The sequence below is a fragment of the Neisseria sicca 4320 genome, from assembly GCF_000193735.1.
Lineage (GTDB): Bacteria > Pseudomonadota > Gammaproteobacteria > Burkholderiales > Neisseriaceae > Neisseria > Neisseria sicca_E.
Genome location: NZ_AEPF01000106.1, coordinates 1 through 17,583 on the forward strand (window position 1 = coordinate 1; position 17,583 = coordinate 17,583).

Annotated in this window: 19 protein-coding genes and 1 pseudogene; 9 read left to right on the top strand and 11 right to left on the bottom strand. The window is 51.9% G+C overall.

All coding sequences use genetic code 11. The features are described from left to right. Positions 1-112 precede the first annotated feature (112 nt). Together NSCA4_RS0109270 and NSCA4_RS0109275 are read left to right on the top strand one after the other, a co-directional pair. On the top strand, positions 113-607 hold the full coding sequence (locus NSCA4_RS0109270; RefSeq protein ID WP_016687869.1) for an REP-associated tyrosine transposase: 495 nt from the start codon (positions 113-115) through the stop codon (positions 605-607). 151 nt (positions 608-758) lie between these two features. Beyond that, positions 759-1,244, top strand: a complete 486-nt coding sequence (locus NSCA4_RS0109275; RefSeq protein WP_029609708.1) for a pilin — start codon at positions 759-761, stop codon at positions 1,242-1,244. A 110-nt stretch (positions 1,245-1,354) separates the two neighbouring features. Here the strand turns inward: NSCA4_RS0109275 and tyrS are convergent, their stop codons facing one another. The 3 genes from tyrS to ychF are packed head-to-tail and all read right to left on the bottom strand — an operon-like array spanning position 1,355 to position 4,290. Further along, entirely contained in the window at positions 1,355-2,650 is a 1,296-nt protein-coding gene (gene tyrS, locus NSCA4_RS0109280; protein ID WP_016687871.1) for a tyrosine--tRNA ligase, read from the bottom strand. Continuing rightward, on the bottom strand, positions 2,647-3,195 hold the full coding sequence (locus tag NSCA4_RS0109285) for a hypothetical protein (protein WP_255265301.1): 549 nt from the start codon (positions 3,193-3,195) through the stop codon (positions 2,647-2,649). The genes tyrS and NSCA4_RS0109285 overlap by 4 nt, the downstream gene beginning before the upstream one ends. A gap of 3 nt (positions 3,196-3,198) precedes the next feature. Beyond that, entirely contained in the window at positions 3,199-4,290 is a 1,092-nt protein-coding gene (ychF, locus tag NSCA4_RS0109295; RefSeq protein ID WP_016687874.1) for a redox-regulated ATPase YchF, read from the bottom strand. Between the two features lie 193 nt (positions 4,291-4,483). On the opposite strand from ychF, the gene murI reads away from it, so the two are divergent. Beyond that, positions 4,484-5,293 (top strand): glutamate racemase, encoded by an 810-nt coding sequence (murI, locus tag NSCA4_RS0109300; RefSeq protein WP_003741204.1) that lies wholly within the window; start codon positions 4,484-4,486, stop codon positions 5,291-5,293. Positions 5,294-5,407: 114 nt separating this feature from the next. On the opposite strand, the gene NSCA4_RS15800 is transcribed toward murI, so the two are convergent. The 6 genes from NSCA4_RS15800 to rpmH form a co-directional block, all read right to left on the bottom strand. Further along, positions 5,408-5,866 carry an FkbM family methyltransferase gene (locus NSCA4_RS15800; RefSeq protein WP_016687875.1) on the bottom strand — a complete coding sequence of 153 codons (459 nt, stop codon included), beginning with the start codon at positions 5,864-5,866 and terminating at the stop codon, positions 5,408-5,410. A gap of 18 nt (positions 5,867-5,884) precedes the next feature. Then, positions 5,885-6,250, bottom strand: coding sequence for an FkbM family methyltransferase (locus tag NSCA4_RS15805; protein ID WP_218015748.1), 366 nt, complete (start codon positions 6,248-6,250; stop codon positions 5,885-5,887). A gap of 331 nt (positions 6,251-6,581) precedes the next feature. Beyond that, complete coding sequence (yidC, locus tag NSCA4_RS0109310) at positions 6,582-8,225, bottom strand: membrane protein insertase YidC (RefSeq protein ID WP_016687877.1); 1,644 nt, start codon at positions 8,223-8,225, stop codon at positions 6,582-6,584. Between the two features lie 112 nt (positions 8,226-8,337). Further along, entirely contained in the window at positions 8,338-8,559 is a 222-nt protein-coding gene (gene yidD / locus NSCA4_RS0109315; protein WP_003762642.1) for a membrane protein insertion efficiency factor YidD, read from the bottom strand. Further along, a complete protein-coding gene (gene rnpA, locus NSCA4_RS0109320; RefSeq protein WP_016687878.1) occupies positions 8,559-8,897 on the bottom strand; it encodes a ribonuclease P protein component in 339 nt (112 codons plus the stop codon). The genes yidD and rnpA overlap by 1 nt, the downstream gene beginning before the upstream one ends. A gap of 2 nt (positions 8,898-8,899) precedes the next feature. Then, entirely contained in the window at positions 8,900-9,034 is a 135-nt protein-coding gene (rpmH, locus tag NSCA4_RS0109325) for a 50S ribosomal protein L34 (protein WP_002214728.1), read from the bottom strand. 426 nt (positions 9,035-9,460) lie between these two features. Here rpmH and dnaA point away from each other — a divergent pair, with 426 nt between their 5' ends. Further along, complete coding sequence (dnaA, locus tag NSCA4_RS0109330) at positions 9,461-11,011, top strand: chromosomal replication initiator protein DnaA (RefSeq protein WP_016687879.1); 1,551 nt, start codon at positions 9,461-9,463, stop codon at positions 11,009-11,011. 149 nt (positions 11,012-11,160) lie between these two features. Beyond that, on the top strand, positions 11,161-12,264 hold the full coding sequence (dnaN, locus tag NSCA4_RS0109335; protein ID WP_003758101.1) for a DNA polymerase III subunit beta: 1,104 nt from the start codon (positions 11,161-11,163) through the stop codon (positions 12,262-12,264). Between the two features lie 73 nt (positions 12,265-12,337). Here dnaN and yjgA read toward each other — a convergent pair whose 3' ends face one another. Together yjgA and NSCA4_RS15810 are read right to left on the bottom strand one after the other, a co-directional pair. Continuing rightward, the gene (gene yjgA / locus NSCA4_RS0109340; protein WP_016687880.1) at positions 12,338-12,871 is read right to left on the bottom strand and encodes a ribosome biogenesis factor YjgA; all 534 of its coding nucleotides are present in this window, start codon (positions 12,869-12,871) and stop codon (positions 12,338-12,340) included. Between the two features lie 97 nt (positions 12,872-12,968). Next, positions 12,969-13,078 (bottom strand): annotated as a pseudogene (locus NSCA4_RS15810) (IS5/IS1182 family transposase); the annotation flags it as partial. Between the two features lie 70 nt (positions 13,079-13,148). Here NSCA4_RS15810 and pmbA point away from each other — a divergent pair. From pmbA to NSCA4_RS0109360, 4 genes are all read left to right on the top strand, one after another. Continuing rightward, positions 13,149-14,480, top strand: coding sequence for a metalloprotease PmbA (gene pmbA, locus NSCA4_RS0109345; protein ID WP_016687881.1), 1,332 nt, complete (start codon positions 13,149-13,151; stop codon positions 14,478-14,480). Positions 14,481-14,566: 86 nt separating this feature from the next. Next, positions 14,567-15,748 carry a glycosyltransferase gene (locus NSCA4_RS0109350; protein ID WP_016687882.1) on the top strand — a complete coding sequence of 394 codons (1,182 nt, stop codon included), beginning with the start codon at positions 14,567-14,569 and terminating at the stop codon, positions 15,746-15,748. Between the two features lie 123 nt (positions 15,749-15,871). Next, positions 15,872-16,876, top strand: a complete 1,005-nt coding sequence (dusA, locus tag NSCA4_RS0109355) for a tRNA dihydrouridine(20/20a) synthase DusA (RefSeq protein ID WP_016687883.1) — start codon at positions 15,872-15,874, stop codon at positions 16,874-16,876. A gap of 86 nt (positions 16,877-16,962) precedes the next feature. Then, entirely contained in the window at positions 16,963-17,574 is a 612-nt protein-coding gene (locus tag NSCA4_RS0109360) for a phosphatase domain-containing putative toxin (RefSeq protein WP_016687884.1), read from the top strand. Positions 17,575-17,583 lie beyond the last annotated feature (9 nt).

The window sequence follows — 17,583 nt, forward strand, 5'->3', positions numbered from 1 at the left end:
GATGTCGGATTCGAGAATCCGACCTACATGGATTGTTCGGTTTCGACATACGGATATTGGTGTTCGAAAAATATTCCTTGAAAACAGAAATATAATTTAAATAAGGGCATTTATGCGATACCGACGCTTTTATCAAACGGGCGGTACTTACTTTTTTACAGTGGTTGCTGACAAACGACAAAAAATCCTGACTGATGAAACGGTGCGTTCAGCCTTGCGGCAGGCGGTAATGACGGTTCGGGAGCGATATCCGTTTGAAATTGAGGCATGGGTGCTGATGCCCGACCATTTACATACGATTTGGCGTCTTCCTGAAAATGATGCCGATTATTCAGAACGTTGGAGGCAAATTAAACGGTACAGCCAATATTTGATCGGTAAGGGATGCCGGCTTTGGCAAAAAAGGTTTTGGGAACATACCATTCGTGATGAAACAGACTTTATCCATCATTTCAATTATCTACATTTTAATCCTGTAAAACATGGCTATGTAGGTCAGGTTTCCGATTGGCCGTTTTCTACTTTTCACCGTTATGTCAAACAGGGGATTTACCCAAAGCACTGGGGTGGAAGCAATGTCGATTTCAGCATTAAATATGATGAGTAGGTCGGATACTCGTATCCGACAAACGTTTTATGTTTTACCGCTTTGATTATGACGAGAATGTTTGAAAATGTCGGATTCGAGAATCCGACTACAAAATTACTTTTATTTTTAAGGTCGTCGAAAAATATCAACTACATACGTTAGGAACGAAATGAAAACGTCTTCAACCCGAGGTTTCACACTAATCGAACTTATGGTCGTTGTCGCCATTATCGGCATTATCGCCGCTGTCGCCCTACCGTCTTATCATGCTTATACCATTCGAGCCAAAGTCAGTGAAGGCTTGTTGATGATGACGCAATGCCGCGAAGCCGTTACCGAAGCCTCTATGTCGGGGTTTATCGATGCGCCTGCTGCCAACAACGGTTTTAGTTGTGGAAATACGGGTGCAACCCATCTGACCTTTAATGTTGATACCGACGAAAACGGTAAGATCACCGCCATCATGCACAATATCCCCGAACTGGGGAAGCATAATAAGGTTGAACTGATTCCCTATACCGACGCGGAATTGACTACTCCGGCAACCAGTAAAGATTTTATGCGTGCGACAGCAAAAGAAGTGCGAGGTTGGAAATGTTCCGCTCCGGCTGTCAACGGTATTTCTGCTATTTATCTACCGTCAAGCTGCCGTTAAAAGTGTAGTGTGTAGATTATAGTGTGGGCTTTGTCTATAAAGAAAAGATATTTTTAGTGAAGAGGTCGTCTGAAACGAGTTTTCAGACGACCTTTGTCATTTATTAAGGTTTATTTCCAAACCAAGAGCGCGTGGTTGCGTTTGCCGCGTCGTACGATGGTGTATTTGCCGAAGCGTTTGTGCGCGTCGGTCAGCAGATAGGCATCGTCGGGGCGTTCGGCGGCGTGGTTCGGGTTGTTCAATTCGGCGGCCTGGCCGTTGAGCAATACCGCTTTGCTGTTCACAAAACCGCGCGCTTCTTTGTTGGAAGATGCCAAGTCGGTTTTGACTAAGGCTTCAACGACGTTGAGGCCGTCTGAAACTTCAAATGCGGGCAGGCCGTCGAGGGCGAGCTGTTCGAAGTCGCCCTCGGTCAGGCTGCTTTGGTCTTCGGCAAACAGGCTTTCGGAAATGCGCTGCGCGGCTTGCAGGGCGGCTTCGCCGTGAATCAGGCGGGTCATTTCTTCGGCAAGGATGCGTTGCGCTTTGGGCTTGGTGCCGCTGGCTTTGTCTTTCGCTTCGATGGCGTCGATTTCCTCGATAGACAGGAAGGTGAAGTATTTCAGGAATTTATACACATCGGCATCGGCAACTTTCAGCCAGAATTGGTAGAACTGATACGGCGAGGTTTTTTTCGCGTTCAGCCATACCGCGCCGCCTTCGGTTTTGCCGAATTTGGTGCCGTCGGATTTGGTAACGAGCGGCAGGGTCAGACCGAATACTTGTTTTTGGTTCAGACGGCGGGTCAGGTCGATACCGGCGGTGATGTTGCCCCATTGGTCGGAACCGCCGATTTCCAAAACCGCGCTATGGCGTTTGTTCAATTCGGCAAAGTCGTAGCCTTGCAGCAGGGAGTAGGCGAACTCGGTGAAGGAAATGCCCACATCGTCGCGCTCGATACGCTGTTTGACGGATTCCTTGTTCAGCATGGCATTGACGGAAAAATGCTTGCCGATGTCGCGCAGGAAATCGAGGCAGTTCATGCTGCCGAACCAGTCGGCGTTGTTCGCCATAATGGCGGCGTTTTCACCTTCAAAGCTCAAAAACGGTTTCAGTTGGTTGCGGATGCTTTCTACCCAGCCGGCAACGGTTTCGGCGGAATTCAAGCTGCGCTCCACCGCTTTGAAGCTGGGGTCGCCGATCATGCCGGTCGCGCCGCCCACCAAAGCAATCGGCGTATGCCCCGCTTGTTGGAAACGGCGCAATGCCAATACAGGCAGCAAGTGTCCGATATGCAGGCTGTCGGCGGTCGGGTCGAAACCGCAGTAGAGGGCGATTTTTTGTTCGTTTAACAAAGCGTCTAAGGCTTCGATGTCGGTAGTTTGCGCGATAAGGTCGCGCGATTGTAGGTCTTGAATGACGCTCATTGAGAATCTTTGTCCTTTCTCTTTTTTGCTTGATTCAGTAAATATTTTCCTTTTGGAGAGATGGAAGATGTTTTACTAAATTCATAGATCACTAAAGCGGGTAGTAATAAATAAACGGCATTGATTGCTATTTGTACAATAAACATTACTTCTTTAAAGGATGAGGCAATGCTCATGCAGATAGTAACTTGCATAATGCCTAATATAAGTATGGATTCATTTAATGAAACATACTTTGCATTATTTTGATACTTGCCGAAGGAATATAGCAATAAGGCGCAATTTATTAATAAGCACAATAAAATACCAAATTGCGCTTGAATAGATGGTGTGGGGATAAGTGCTAAGGAATCATTATCCACACTTAACATGATTTCGGTGGTTAATAATAAAAATGAGACAATCAACATCCATAAGGATGTTGATTTTATTTCTCTAAATGATTTATGGCTTGAGATTGCTAAGAAAGCCAAAGAAATCAATATGAATGCTAATGATACACCAATGAATATTAGCAAAGAGTATGCTATGTAACTACTGGGCATGGTTTATACGTTAAACAAGAAGTGCATCACATCGCCGTCTTGCACGACATATTCCTTGCCTTCCACGCGCATTTTGCCAGCTTCTTTGGCTTTGGCTTCGCCGCCGAGCGAGACAAAGTCGTCGTATGAAATGACTTGGGCGCGGATGAAGCCGCGTTCGAAGTCGGTGTGAATCACGCCGGCGGCTTGCGGGGCGGTGTCGCCTTTGTGGATGGTCCAGGCGCGGACTTCTTTGACGCCGGCGGTGAAGTAAGTTTGCAGGCCCAAGAGGTCGTAGCCCGCGCGGATCAGACGGTTCAGGCCGGGTTCTTCCAAGCCCATTTCGGCGAGGAACTCGGCTTTTTCGTCGTCTTCCAACTCGGCGATTTCGCTCTCCATCGCGGCGCAAACGGCGACGACGGGGGCGTTTTCTTTTTCAGCCAATTCTTTCAGGCGGTCGAGGTGCGGATTGTTTTCAAAACCGTCTTCAGCAACGTTGCCGACATACATGGCGGGTTTGGCAGTCAGCAGGAACAGCGGTTTGAGCATGGCGAGTTCTTCTGCGTCCAAACCGAAGGAGCGGACGGGTTTGCCTTCGTCCAGATGCGGCAGCAGTTTTTTGCACAGCTCGACCAGCTTTTGCGCGTCTTTGTCGCCTGAGCGGGCGCGTTTTTCTTCGCGGACAATGGCTTTTTCGACGCTGGCGAGGTCGGCAAGCGCCAGTTCGGTGCCGATGGTTTCGATGTCGGCGATCGGATCGACTTTGCCTGCGACGTGGACGATGTTGTCGTCGTCAAAGCAGCGCACGACGTTCACGATGGCGTCGGTTTCGCGGATGTTGGCGAGGAACTGGTTGCCCAAGCCTTCGCCTTTGCTCGCGCCTGCGACCAAACCGGCAATGTCGACGAACTCGACAATGGCGGGCTGCATTTTTTGCGGATTGACGATTTTCGCCAGCTCCGCCATGCGCGGGTCGGGCACTTCAACGATGCCGACGTTGGGTTCGATGGTGCAGAAGGGATAGTTCGCCGCTTCGATGCCCGATTGGGTCAGCGCGTTAAAGAGGGTGGATTTGCCGACGTTGGGCAGGCCGACGATGCCGCATTTCAAGCTCATGGTTTTTCCTGAAAAGATAAAAGTTTAACGGCGGATTATAGCATATCGGGAATGACTCAAAAACTGTAAAGGTCGTCTGAAAAGCGCGGTTTCCACACGTCCCGCCCCCTTTCAGACGACCTCCGTCCCTGTTAAGCCTTGCGCCGAACGTGTACAATCCGCCCCATCATACCTAATCCGTACAAACCGCATCATGACTACCAGCAAACAACGCCCCATCGGCGTTTTCGATTCCGGCGTCGGCGGCCTGACCAACGTCCGCGCCCTGATGGAACGCCTGCCGATGGAAAACATCATCTACTTCGGCGACACCGCCCGCGTTCCCTACGGCACCAAATCCCGCGCCACCATCGAAACCTTCGCCATGCAGATTGTCGATTTCCTGCTGGAAAACGATGTTAAGGCACTGGTCATCGCGTGCAACACCATCGCCGCCGTTGCCGGACAAAAAATCCGCCAAAAAGCAGGCAATATGCCCGTATTGGACGTGATTTCCGCCGGCGCGCAGGCAGCTTTGAACACCACGCGCAACAACAAAATCGGCATCATCGCCACCAACACCACCGTCAACAGTAACGCCTACGCCCGCGCCATCCACGCCCAAAACCCCGACACGCTCGTGCGCACGCAGGCGACGCCGCTGCTCGTGCCGCTGGTGGAAGAAGGCTGGCTCGACCACGAAGTAACCCGTCTGACCGTGCGCGAATACCTCAAACCGCTCTTGGTAGACGACATCGACACACTCGTCCTCGGTTGTACCCACTTCCCGCTGCTCAAGCCCCTGATCGGCAAAGAAGCTCAAAACGTCGCCCTGGTCGATTCCGCCATCACCACCGCCGAAGCGACCGCCCAAGCACTCGCCCAAGCAGGGTTGCTCAACACTGAAAACGACAGTCCCGACTACCGCTTCTACGTCAGCGACATCCCCCTGCGCTTCCGCACCATAGGCGAACGCTTCCTCGGACGCAGCATGGAACAAATCGAAATGGTTTCGCTGGGATAAGGCGTATCCCGCATGCCAAAACGAGAGGTCGTCTGAAAACCCGTGTTTTGAGTTTTCAGACGACCTTTTTGAATGAGGCGAATCAAAGCTATTGCCAATCCTGATCCGCTTGTTTCATCGTTCAAGCATTTCTCGGGTAACTAAGGGAATAAAATCCAAATTGCCGTTCACAGAGGCGGATAGCTTTTCGGGCAAGCTGGGAGCTGCATCGCGGTGAAAACAGGCAAGATTGAGAGCTACGCCCGATAGGCTTTCGGGGCGGCGGAAGAAGTTGTCTTCCTGATAGCGGTGGGAAGCAAACCAATAGCAACGATAATCCATGCGTTCAAAATGGGGGATTAAATCGAGGCAGTTGTCAGGCTGAGCCTCTGCAAAAATGATTGGTTTATGCTGTTCAATCAGGCGTTTTGCGCCGTTGAGTACATGGCTTTCAAAGCCTTCCGCATCGATTTTCAGCAAATCCAGCGCATTGAGTTTTTGAAGCTCGGGATGTCGGTCTAATGCAGTAAGGCGTATGGTTTCGTTGTAGCGGATACCGTCAAAGCCGGATTCGGTGTCAAAACCTTTGTCCAAAGAAAAACTACCGTAATTCTACTCTGTTTCATAATCTGAAGAGGGAATCTCCAGCCAAGCGTTTTCATCGCCCACGCCTTCTTGATAGGCGTAAACATTGGTCAGGCTGTTGAGTGATATATTGGCACACAGAGTTTGGAAAATCACCCGCTGCGGCTCGAAACAGAATAGTTTGCCGCGCTCGATATGTCGGGCGATGGGAATTGCGTGCATACCGATATTTGAGCCGACTTCGACGACATTGCTGTCGGCACGAAGATTGTTCAGAAGAAAACGGACTTCCAAATCCGACCATTCTCCATAAGCCCGCGCGTATCGGCTGATGAAGTCGCCTTCGATTAAGTTAAACATGCCTCTTTTGAGCATATGTAAAGACGTCCGCATGATGATGCCCTTTAAAAAATAATGGATTGATTTGATTCGATGCTTTGAAAATTATAGTGGATTAAAATAAAAATGAGACAAGGCGGCAACGCCCGCCGTGTACGGGTAGTACATAAGAGCGTTGGCAACGCCGTATCATTGCAATTTTAATCCACTATATTTTCTTAATGCGTGTATCAGGCTGCTCTGCCGGGGCTTAAATTTTGCCTATCGAATCAAGCCCGACAGTGTAGTCGAGTTAAGTCGAAGCCGACAAACCATTGGTATTCTAATAGAAAAAGTCGTCTGAAATTAAGTTTTCAGACGACCTTTTTAGTGTGTCAAACCGCTGTTAGGAAACCACTTCGCCTTGGGCGCGTTGTTTGTCGATGCTGCGGTTGATGTGCCATTGTTGGGCGATGGTCAGGAGGTTGTTGACTACCCAGTACAATACCAGACCGGCAGGGAAGAAGAAGAACATGGCTGAGAAAACCAGCGGCATGACTTTCATCATTTTTGCCTGCATGGGGTCAGTTGGCGGCGGGTTGAGGAATGTTTGGGCAAACATGGTTACCGCCATAATCAGGGGCAGGATGTAGTAGGGGTCGGAGCGGCTAAGGTCGGTAATCCAGCCCAGCCAAGGTGCCTGACGCAATTCTACGGAGGCGAACAATGCCCAGTACAAGCCAATGAAGACGGGGATTTGCAACAGCATAGGCAGACAGCCGCCCAGCGGGTTGATTTTTTCGTCTTTGTAAAGCTGCATCATGGCTTGCTGTTGCGCCATACGGTCGTCGCCGTATTTCTCTTTGATGGCTTGCAGTTTAGGCGCGGCGGCGCGCATTTTTGCCATCGAGCGGTAGGACGCGTTGGTCAGCGGGTAGAGTACGGCTTTGACGATGATAGTCAAAACGACGATTGCCCAGCCCCAGTTGCCGATGATGTTGTGCAGTTGGTTCAGAAGCCAGAAGAGCGGAGAGGCGAACCAGTGTACTTTGCCGTAGTCTTTTGCCAGTTGCAGGTTGTCAGCGATATTGGCGATGACGGATGTGGTCTGCGGGCCGGCGTAGAGGTTGATGGAGGCTTCGGCTTTCGCGCCATTTTGGATGGCGGCAAGAGGAACGCTGACGCTGGTGCTGTACAGGTTGTCGTTTCGGCGTTTGATGTCGATACGGCAGTCGCCAGCGGCGCAAACGCTTTGTCCGCCTTTAGGCTGGAGGATCCAGGTGGACATGAAGTGGTGTTCAATCATGCCGAGCCAGCCGGTTTGGGTTTTGCGGGCGTATTCGGCTTCGTTTTTACCTGATTTGGCATCGTCGTCCAAGTCGGAGAAGCTGACTTTTTGGAATTTGTCTTCAGGAGTGTAAACGACGGGGCCGACGAAAGAGCGGGTAAAGTAGCCTTGACCTTCAGGTTCGCTGTGGTCGCGTACGATGCGGTAGTCCGCGCTCAGGTTGGCGGGCTTGCCGCTGGTGTTGGTGATGTCGAAACGGACGTTGACGAGGTAGCTGTCTTTAGTAAAGGTATAGACTTTGTCGATTTTCAGTCCGTTTGTTTCAGGCGCGCTCAGGCGGACTTCGACTTTGTCGCCGTTGAGGCTGTATTCTTTTTGTGCTGCGGTAAAGTTGACACCTTTCAGGATGTTGTTGCCTTGTGCATCCAAAAGCTCAGATTGTGCGACGTAGGTGTATTCTTTGCTGTCGTTAAACAGGGTAAATGCTTTGTTTTCGTCACCATTTGCTTTGTATTTGAGCAGGGTCATTTGACGCAGGTCGCCGCTTTTTTCGTCGATGACTGCTTTGACCGTGTCGGTCGTTACGGTAATCGGCGTTGCGGGAGCAAGTGCGGCTTCAGCGGCAGCGGTTGCGGCGGTTTGCTGCTGTTGCTGCGCGGCTTGTTGTGCCGGATTGGGTTTGGGGCTGGGGAAGAAATGTTCCCAGCCGGCAAAGATTGCCAGCGAGATGGCAAAAAATGCCACAAGTCTTTTAAAATCCATAAGAGATTCCTGGAATTGACGGGTATGTAATGGAGATGAAAACTGCTTCAGACGGCATTATATAGAAACCGACGGGAAATTAAAGGAAATCAAGTTATCCGAATGATTTGGATTACGGGACGGGGTCGTGTCCGTGTCCGCCGAAAGGGTGGCAGCGGGCGATGCGTTTGAGTGCGAGCCAGCCGCCTTTGAATGCGCCGTATTTTTTGACTGCTTCGACCGCATATTGCGAACAGGTCGGGGTATAGCGGCAGCGCGGCGGTATCAGTGGGCTGATGGCGTATTGGTAAAAACGGATCAGCGCGAGGATGAATTTGGACAACAGGGTGTTCATCAGCGTTTGCGCATGAGTTGCGTCAATTGGTTTCGGGCTTCGGCAGCGTTTTGCCGATTGAATGCCAGACGGACGCGTACGACGAAATCATGTGGCGGCAGGCTGTTTTTGTTCAGTCTGAACCAGTCGCGGATGACGCGCTTCATATAGTTGCGCTCATGTGCGCGTTTCGCTGTTTTTTTGCTGACGACCAAGCCGAGCCGCGGATGGTTCAATCCGTTGTCGGCAGATTGGGAGACTTGCAGCAAATCGCGGCTGCGCCGGTTTTTGAACGCAAAAACGGATGAAAAATCATCCGTTTTTAATAAGCGGTACTGCTTTCCGAAGCGGTAGTCCAAAATTACACTGCCAAGCGTTTGCGGCCTTTGGCGCGACGGGCTGCCAATACTGCGCGACCACCGCGGGTTTTGGAGCGAACCAGGAAGCCGTGGGTGCGTTTGCGTTTGGTAACGGAAGGTTGATAAGTGCGTTTCATGATGTTTCCTAAAAAATCGGTAGATAAATAAACTGTGAATTACACTCTAATTTTCATCTTTTGTCAATCTCGGTTGAGTAAATGGATATGGCGCGCGGGATGATTCGGTTTGCGGATTTGCGCGGCGCTTTGTGGATAAAATTTCCGGCGGGTTGTGGATAAAGTTGGTCGGAGTGGGTATAATCGGCAATTCCTGTCCCTTTGCCGGGCGATAGGTCGTCTGAAAATGTTGATACGGATTTATCGTGATGATTTTCCGAAAATAATTTAATTGTATTTTCAGACGGCGTTCGGTTTGGCGGATAGGGTTTGTGCGGTATTTGCGACACTTTTCCCCGTCGGGCTGAAACCGCATTTTCAAGTGCTGCAATTTCCGACGGTTTCTCTCCATTTCTTTCCAACGATTTCCACGACTCGAGCTTATTCATGACGCTAGCAGAATTTTGGCCGCAGTGCCTCCGCCGACTTCACGATATTTTGCCTGCCGGGCAGTTCGCGCAATGGATTGCGCCCTTGACTGTGGGCGAGGAAAACGGCGTGTGGGTGGTTTACGGTAAAAACCAGTTTGCCTGCAATATGCTCAAAAGCCAGTTTGCTGCCAAAATCGAAGTGGTGCGTGCGGAATTGGCTCCGCTGCAAGCGGCTTTTGCGTTTAAGGCGGGTGCTGGGCAGCATTATGAAATGGCGGAAAATGCGGGGGCGGTTGCGCCTGAACAAGCTGCGTTGACGGAAGAAATGCCGAAAACTGACGCGCAAGAATCTTTTTCGGACGATACGTCGTCTGAAAACTCAGACAAACCCTCCGTTGCGAAAACAGCGGCAGACATTTTGGCGCAGCGCATGAAAAACCTGCCGCACGAAAGCAAGCAGCCTGCCGCCGCGCCTACAGAATCCAAAGTCGTTGCCAAAGCCAAAACGGAAGCGCAGCGCGATGCGGAAGAAGCGCGTTACGAGCAGACCAATCTGTCGCGCGACTACACATTCGATACCTTGGTCGAAGGTAAGGGCAACCGCCTTGCCGCTGCCGCCGCCCAAGCGATTGCGGAGAATCCGGGGCAGGGTTACAACCCGTTTTTCCTGTACGGCAGCACCGGTTTGGGTAAAACCCACTTGGTGCAGGCCATCGGCAACGAACTGCTGAAAAACCGTCCTGACGCCAAAGTGCGCTATATGCATTCAGACGACTATATCCGCAGCTTTATGAAAGCAGTGCGCAACAATACTTACGATGTGTTCAAGCAGCAATACAAACAATACGACCTGCTGATTATCGATGACATCCAGTTCATCAAAGGTAAAGACCGTACGATGGAAGAGTTTTTCTATCTGTACAACCATTTCCATAACGAGAAAAAACAGCTCATCCTCACTTGCGACGTGTTGCCTGCCAAAATCGAAGGCATGGACGACCGTCTCAAATCGCGTTTCTCATGGGGTTTGACTTTAGAACTCGAGCCGCCCGAGCTGGAAATGCGTGTGGCGATTTTGCAGAAAAAGGCAGAAGCGGCAGGCATCAGCATTGAAGACGAGGCCGCATTGTTTGTTGCCAACCTGATTCGTTCCAACGTGCGCGAACTGGAAGGCGCGTTCAACCGCGTCAGCGCCAGCAGCCGCTTTATGAACCGCCCCGTCATCGACATGGATTTGGCGCGCACGGCTTTGCAAGACATCATTGCCGAAAAACACAAAATCATTACCGCCGACACCATTATCGACGCGACTGCCAAATACTACCGTATTAAAATCAGCGATATACTCGGCAAGAAGCGCACGCGCAACATTGCCCGTCCGCGTCAAGTCGCCATGAGCCTGACCAAAGAGCTGACCACCCTCAGCCTGCCGTCCATCGGTGATGCGTTCGGCGGACGCGACCACACGACCGTCATGCACGGCGTGAAAGCCGTAGCAAAACTGCGCGAAGAAGATCCCGAGTTGGCGCAAGATTACGAAAAACTCCTGATTCTGATTCAAAACTGAGTCAGAACCGGCTTTCAGACGACCTCTCTCTTAAAAAGGTCGTCTGAAAACGCAAATACACTTTGATTTTAATGGCGGCGCATTATTCATCCCGCACGCCGAACCCGATTCAAAAACACCCGAAATAACCGATTCAAAAGGAATTGACCATGCTGATTTTACAAGCCGACCGCGACAGTCTGCTCAAGCCGCTGCAAGCCGTTACCGGTATCGTCGAACGCCGCCATACCCTGCCCATCCTTTCTAACGTCTTGCTCGAAAGCAAAGACGGTCAAACCAAACTCCTGGCGACCGACTTGGAAATCCAAATCAACACAGCCGGCCCCGAAAGTCAGGCAGGCGACTTCCGCATCACCACCAACGCCAAAAAATTCCAAGACATCCTGCGCGCCTTGCCCGACAGCGCCATCGTTTCGCTTGACTGGGCGGACAACCGCCTGACCCTGCGTGCAGGCAAATCACGCTTCGCCCTGCAAACCCTGCCTGCCGAAGACTTCCCGCTGATGAGCGTCGGCGAAGACATCAGCGCCGCGTTTTCCCTGTCGCAAGAAACCTTCAAAACCATGCTTTCGCAAGTCCAATACAGCATGGCAGTACAAGACATCCGCTACTACCTCAACGGCTTGCTGATGCAGGTTGAAGGCAACCAACTGCGCCTCGTCGCCACCGACGGCCACCGCCTTGCCTACGCCGCCAGCCAAATCGAAGCCGAATTGCCCAAAACCGAAGTCATCCTGCCGCGTAAAACCGTTTTGGAACTCTTCAAGCTGCTGAACAATCCGTCCGAACCCATCAGCGTCGAGTTGCTCAACAACCAAGTACGCTTCCAATGCAACGGCACAACCATCGTCAGCAAAGTCATCGACGGCAAATTCCCCGACTTCAACCGCGTCATCCCGTTGGACAACGACAAAATCTTCCTCGTTTCCCGTACCCAACTTTTGGGCGCGCTGGAACGTGCCGCCATCCTTGCCAACGAAAAATTCCGCGGCGCGCGCCTGTTCCTGCAACCCGGCCTCTTGAGTGTCGTGTGCAGCAACAACGAGCAAGAAGAAGCCCGCGAAGAACTCGAAATCGCCTACCAAGGCGGCGAACTCGAAGTCGGTTTCAACATCGGCTATCTGATGGACGTATTGCGCAACATCCATTCCGACGATATGCAGCTTGCCTTCGGCGATGCCAACCGCTCGACCTTGTTTACCGTACCGAATAATCCGAACTTCAAATACATCGTCATGCCGATGCGCATCTAATGTAACGGTTGTTTTCAAATAAATAAAAAGGTCGTCTGAAACTTGGTTTTCAGACGACCTCTATATTTATTTTTTATTCTTCCCAATCCTGCGTTTCTTCCGAATCGTCAGGCTGACCGCCTTCCATGATGGATTTGATTTCTTGGAAGAGGGCGCGGAAGTTTTTCGGCGGTTTGTTTTGTTCCTGCTCTTTTTTCGTGTTGCGGATTAAGGTGCGCAATTTGCCTGCGTCGGCATGGGGGAAGTCTGCCATGAATTGGGTGATTGCGTTGTCGTCCGCCAAGAGGCGCGTGCGGGCTTGTTCGACGCGTTGCAAGAAGGCGTTGTGGGCGGTATTTTCGCCGCGCAGTTTGGCGAGGAAGGCTTCGATGGGCGCGGGGTCGGTGTCGCGCATCAGCCTGCCGATGAATTGGCTTTGGCGTTTGAGCGCACCGTTGGACGTGATTTTTTTGTAGGTAACGACGGCTTCGTACAAGTCTTCGTCCAAGCCGATTTTTTTCAGCGTATCGGTCGAGAGTTTGGTCAACTCCATACCCAAAGCCTGCAAATCGTTCATCTGCTTTTTCATTTGGGTTTTGCTGACCCATTCGTCTTCGTTTTCAAACATTTTGATAAACCTTTAATTTTGTTTCGGGTATTTTAGCACGTTCGGGCAGGTTTCACGTCAACGCCCTGTTGAAACGGCGTTTTCAGACGACCTTTTATAGTGGATTAAATTTAAACCAGTACGGCGTTGCCTCGCCTTGCCGTACTATTTGTACTGTCTGCGGCTTCGTCGCCTTGTCCTGATTTTTGTTAATCCACTATATCTTCTGTGGCGGTATTTTTGCCGAGGTCGTCTGAAAACGGTTAAAATGCCGCAAACCTCTGTCAGGAAACCTTTTATGCTGTTTAACCACACCGCCTCCGAGCTGACCGGCTTATGCGGGCACGCCTTGGATTTGGCAAAAAACATGGGCGCGGCGGCTGCCGAAGCCGACTTTAGCGAATCCATCGGACAAAGCGTCAGCGTACGGCTGGGCGAAATCGAACAAATCGAGTTCCAGCAAGACAAATCGCTGGATATTACCGTTTACGTCGGCAAACGCAAAGGTCGCGCCAGCACCGCCGACTTCTCCGAAAAAGCCCTGCAAGACACCGTCAAAGCTGCTATCGACATCGCCCGCTACACCGCCGAAGACGATTGCGCAGGTCTGGCAGATGCTTCACTGATGGCGCAACACGTCGGCGACCTCGACCGCTACCACGAATGGGATTTAAGCACGGAAGCCGCCATCGAGTTGGCAAAACAATGCGAACAAGCTGCCCTGAGCGCGGATGAGCGCATCGAAAACTCAGAAGGCGCAGGCGTTCAGACCGGACATTACCAATACGTTTACGGCAACACCCACGGCTTCACCGCCCACCAACGAGGCACGCGCCACAGCATTTCGTGCAGCATCGTCGCCGCTGACGAAAACGGTATGCAGCGCGACTACTGGTACGACGCAGCCTGTCGCCATCAAGACATGGACAGCCCCGAGCAAATCGGCAAAACCGCCGCCGAGCGCACCTTACGTCGTCTGAACAGCCGCAGCATCCCGACGGGCAGCTATCCAGTTCTCTTTGATACCACCGTCGCAGGCGGCCTTATCGGACACCTCGTCGGCGCGCTCAGCGGCGGCGCGCTCTACCGCCAAAGCAGCTTCCTGATTGACAGCATAGGCAGAAAAGTCCTGCCCGATTTCCTCAGCCTGCGCGAAGAACCACACATTCCCCGCGCCTTCGGCAGCACCTATTTCGACTCCGAAGGCGTCGCCACGCAACCGCGTTTCGTCATCCGCGACGGCATTGTCGAAGGCTATTTCCTCAGCAGTTACAGCGCGAGAAAGCTCGGTATGCAGACCACGGGCAACGCCGGCGGCGCACACAACCTTTATTTGAACCATACGCACGAAACGCAGTCCGACCTGCTGAAAGAAATGGGTACAGGATTGTTGGTTACCGAACTGATGGGGCAGGGTGTGAACACCATCACGGGCGACTACTCGCGCGGCGCGGCGGGTTTTTGGGTGGAAAACGGCATCATCAGCCACCCCGTCCAAGAAATCACCATCGCCGGCCGCTTGCAGGATATGTATCTCGGCATCGTCGGCACTGCCAACGACGCGCTGCGCCGCTCTTCCAACAAAATCGGTTCGGTGCTGATTGAGAGCATGACCGTGGCGGGGGAGTAGGTTTTACCCGGTTATTAAAAAGGTCGTCTGAAAACGGCGAATGGTTTTTCAGACGACCTCAGATTGATTATTACGAAAGTTTTTTCATGCACGTTGCCGTTATTCCTTCGTGGTATCCCAAAACCGAGACCGATGTGGACGGAATCTTTTTCCGTCTTCAAGCCCAAGCCTTGCAGCGCAAAGGTCTGAAAGTCGGGGTGATTGCGCCGATGTTCCGCTATCTGCGCGTCCATACCAAATCCATTTTTACCGGTCCGTACGGCATTCGGAAACACAATCAGGGCGGGTTGAATACCTACGCTTACGACAGTATGTATTTTTTCCCCCGTTTCCCTGTCGTCGATTTGGACCGCATCCGCTGGGTGCGCGCGGGTATGAAGGCATTTGCGCGGTATGTGCGTGAAAACGGACGCCCCGATATTGTTCATGCACATTCCATGAACTACGCGGGTATCCTTGCCTACGAAATCTATAAGACTTACGGTATTCCCTACGTCATTACCGAACACAGCAGCACCATTACCCGCAACCTCATACGGTCTCACCAATGGCCGATCATGCGCCTCGCTGCCGAACATAGCGCCGCGCGTTTTGCCGTCAGCCGCGACTTCAGCCGCCTGCTGAAGGAAAAATACGGTTTGGAATGGGAATACCTGCCCAACGTACTGGGCGACAATTTCGCAAGGGATTTCACGTTTCCCGATAAAGGAAACCAAGACTACACCTTCTGTACCGTTTCGCATCTGCGCCATCTCAAAGGGCATGACCTCCTGCTGCCGGCCTTTGCGAAAGCGTTGGAAAAATATCCTTTCCTCAAATTGAAAATCGGCGGGGACGGCGTGGAAGCTGCCAATTTGCGCCGTTTGGCACAAGAGTTGGGCATTACGAATGCCGTCAGCTTCCTCGGCGCGCTCACCACGGACGAAGTATTGGATTTGATGCGCGAAAGCGACGCTTTCGTCCTTGCCAGCCGCACGGAAACCTTCGGGGTCGTGTTTATTGAAGCGTTGTCTCAGGGATTGCCCGTCATCGCCACCATGTGCGGCGGTCCGCAATCCATCGTTACGCCCGAGAACGGTATTTTGGTGCCGACCGAAAATATCCCCGCGCTTACCGATGCATTGATTGAAATGTATGAAAATCGCGAACGTTTCGATCATGAAAAACTGCGTCAAGATTGTTTGGCGGAGTTTAGCGAGGAGGTTATCGCTTCAAGCTTAATCCGAACATTTGAAAAAATCGTCGGAGAAAAGCAAAAGCAACCTTAAGCTTTGCTATAAAGCCAATCTGACGCATCGGTTTTCCGCCGTCCCGCCATCCGTTTAATCCGTTTCCTTTTCAGACGACCTTCAAGAATAAAGGTCGTCTGAAACACTGTTTACACACTACATATGCCGCAAACCAACCTCCCGCCCCGCCGCCTTTCCGTCGCCCCCATGCTCGACTGGACAGACCGCCACTACCGCTACCTCGCCCGCCAGATTACCCGCAACACATGGCTTTACAGCGAAATGGTCAATTCCGGCGCCATCGTCTATGGTGACAAAGACCGCTTTTTGATGTTTAACGAAGGCGAGCAGCCCGTCGCCCTGCAACTGGGCGGCAGCGACCCGTCCGATTTGGCGAAAGCAGCCAAAGCCGCCGAAGAATACGGCTACAACGAGGTTAACCTCAACTGCGGCTGCCCCAGCCCGCGTGTACAGAAAGGCTCGTTCGGCGCGTGTCTGATGAACGAAGTCATGCTGGTTGCCGACTGCCTCAATGCCATGCAGGACGCGGTCAAGATCCCCGTTACCGTCAAACACCGCATCGGCGTCGATAGACAAACCGAATATCAAACCGTCGCCGATTTCGTCGGCACGCTGCGCGACAAAACCGCCTGCAAAACCTTCATCGTCCACGCCCGCAACGCATGGCTGGACGGGCTTTCGCCGAAAGAAAACCGCGACGTTCCGCCGTTGAAATACGATTACGTTTACCGCCTGAAGCAAGAGTTTCCCGAGCTGGAAATCATCATCAACGGCGGCATCACCACCAACGAAGCAATCGCCGGACACCTGCAACACGTTGACGGCGTAATGGTCGGACGCGAGGCGTACCATAACCCGATAGTCATGCACGAATGGGACAGGCTGTTTTACGGCGACACCCGCAGCCCCATTGAATACGCCGATTTGGTGCAGCGCCTCTACACATACAGCCAAGCCCAAATCCAAGCCGGACGCGGCACAATCTTGCGCCACATCGTCCGCCACAGCCTCGGGCTGATGCACGGTCTGAAAAACGCCCGCACTTGGCGGCGTATGCTTTCCGACGCGATGCTCTTGAAAGACAACGACGGCAGCCTGATTCTCGAAGCATGGAAAGAAGTCGAGCGGGCGAACGTGTGGGAATAAAAGCGCGGTTTTCTTAAACATCAAACACGTCGTCTGAAAACAGATTCCTTTTTCAGACGACCTTTTCACCTTTTAAATCTATCCTTATGATGAAACGAACCATACCGATTATCTTCTCAGCCTTCCTGCTTGCCGCCTGCCAAGCCTCGACCACTCAAGAAGCACGAACCATGAATACCCGACTTTGGGCAGTATCTGTCAAGCAAGATGCCAACCTTTACCGTATCGACGACAAACTCTACCGCAGCGAACAGCCTGTTCCCGAGGACGGCGAAACCATTTCACAGCAGGGTATCAAAAGCGTCGTCAATCTGCGCTTTTTCGACCGCAATGACGACGACTATCTCAAGCAATACGGCATCAACATCATCAACCGCCCGCTGCTGTCGTGGAATGTCAAACCTAAAGACATCGCCGAAATCCTGTACCTGATTGAAAAACAAAAACAAAACGGCGCAGTCCTCATCCATTGCTACCACGGTGCGGACAGGACGGGGCTGATTGCCGGAATGTACCGCATCCTTTACCAAGGCTGGCAGATTGAAGAGGCAAAAGCCGAAATGCAGCACGGCCCCTACGGTTATCACAGCATTTGGAAAAATATCGCCAACCTGTTTACCGAAGCAAAAGTACAGGAAGTCAAAAACCATTTGGAACGCCTGCGCAGCAACGAACGGAATGCAGTATCGGGGCAATAACGCTGACTT

Excerpts from the sequence above, each read along its gene's own strand:
- dnaA (WP_016687879.1), top strand. The coding sequence starts at position 9,461 with ATGACGCTAGCAGAATTTTGGCCGCAGTGCCTCCGCCGACTTCACGAT.
- yidC (WP_016687877.1), bottom strand. The coding sequence starts at position 8,225 with ATGGATTTTAAAAGACTTGTGGCATTTTTTGCCATCTCGCTGGCAATC.
- NSCA4_RS0109350 (WP_016687882.1), top strand. The coding sequence starts at position 14,567 with ATGCACGTTGCCGTTATTCCTTCGTGGTATCCCAAAACCGAGACCGAT.
- rpmH (WP_002214728.1), bottom strand. The coding sequence starts at position 9,034 with ATGAAACGCACTTATCAACCTTCCGTTACCAAACGCAAACGCACCCAC.
- murI (WP_003741204.1), top strand. The coding sequence starts at position 4,484 with ATGACTACCAGCAAACAACGCCCCATCGGCGTTTTCGATTCCGGCGTC.
- yjgA (WP_016687880.1), bottom strand. The coding sequence starts at position 12,871 with ATGTTTGAAAACGAAGACGAATGGGTCAGCAAAACCCAAATGAAAAAG.
- tyrS (WP_016687871.1), bottom strand. The coding sequence starts at position 2,650 with ATGAGCGTCATTCAAGACCTACAATCGCGCGACCTTATCGCGCAAACT.
- NSCA4_RS0109270 (WP_016687869.1), top strand. The coding sequence starts at position 113 with ATGCGATACCGACGCTTTTATCAAACGGGCGGTACTTACTTTTTTACA.
- dusA (WP_016687883.1), top strand. The coding sequence starts at position 15,872 with ATGCCGCAAACCAACCTCCCGCCCCGCCGCCTTTCCGTCGCCCCCATG.
- ychF (WP_016687874.1), bottom strand. The coding sequence starts at position 4,290 with ATGAGCTTGAAATGCGGCATCGTCGGCCTGCCCAACGTCGGCAAATCC.
- NSCA4_RS0109275 (WP_029609708.1), top strand. The coding sequence starts at position 759 with ATGAAAACGTCTTCAACCCGAGGTTTCACACTAATCGAACTTATGGTC.
- NSCA4_RS15805 (WP_218015748.1), bottom strand. The coding sequence starts at position 6,250 with ATGCGGACGTCTTTACATATGCTCAAAAGAGGCATGTTTAACTTAATC.
- dnaN (WP_003758101.1), top strand. The coding sequence starts at position 11,161 with ATGCTGATTTTACAAGCCGACCGCGACAGTCTGCTCAAGCCGCTGCAA.
- pmbA (WP_016687881.1), top strand. The coding sequence starts at position 13,149 with ATGCTGTTTAACCACACCGCCTCCGAGCTGACCGGCTTATGCGGGCAC.
- NSCA4_RS0109360 (WP_016687884.1), top strand. The coding sequence starts at position 16,963 with ATGATGAAACGAACCATACCGATTATCTTCTCAGCCTTCCTGCTTGCC.
- NSCA4_RS0109285 (WP_255265301.1), bottom strand. The coding sequence starts at position 3,195 with ATGCCCAGTAGTTACATAGCATACTCTTTGCTAATATTCATTGGTGTA.
- yidD (WP_003762642.1), bottom strand. The coding sequence starts at position 8,559 with ATGAACACCCTGTTGTCCAAATTCATCCTCGCGCTGATCCGTTTTTAC.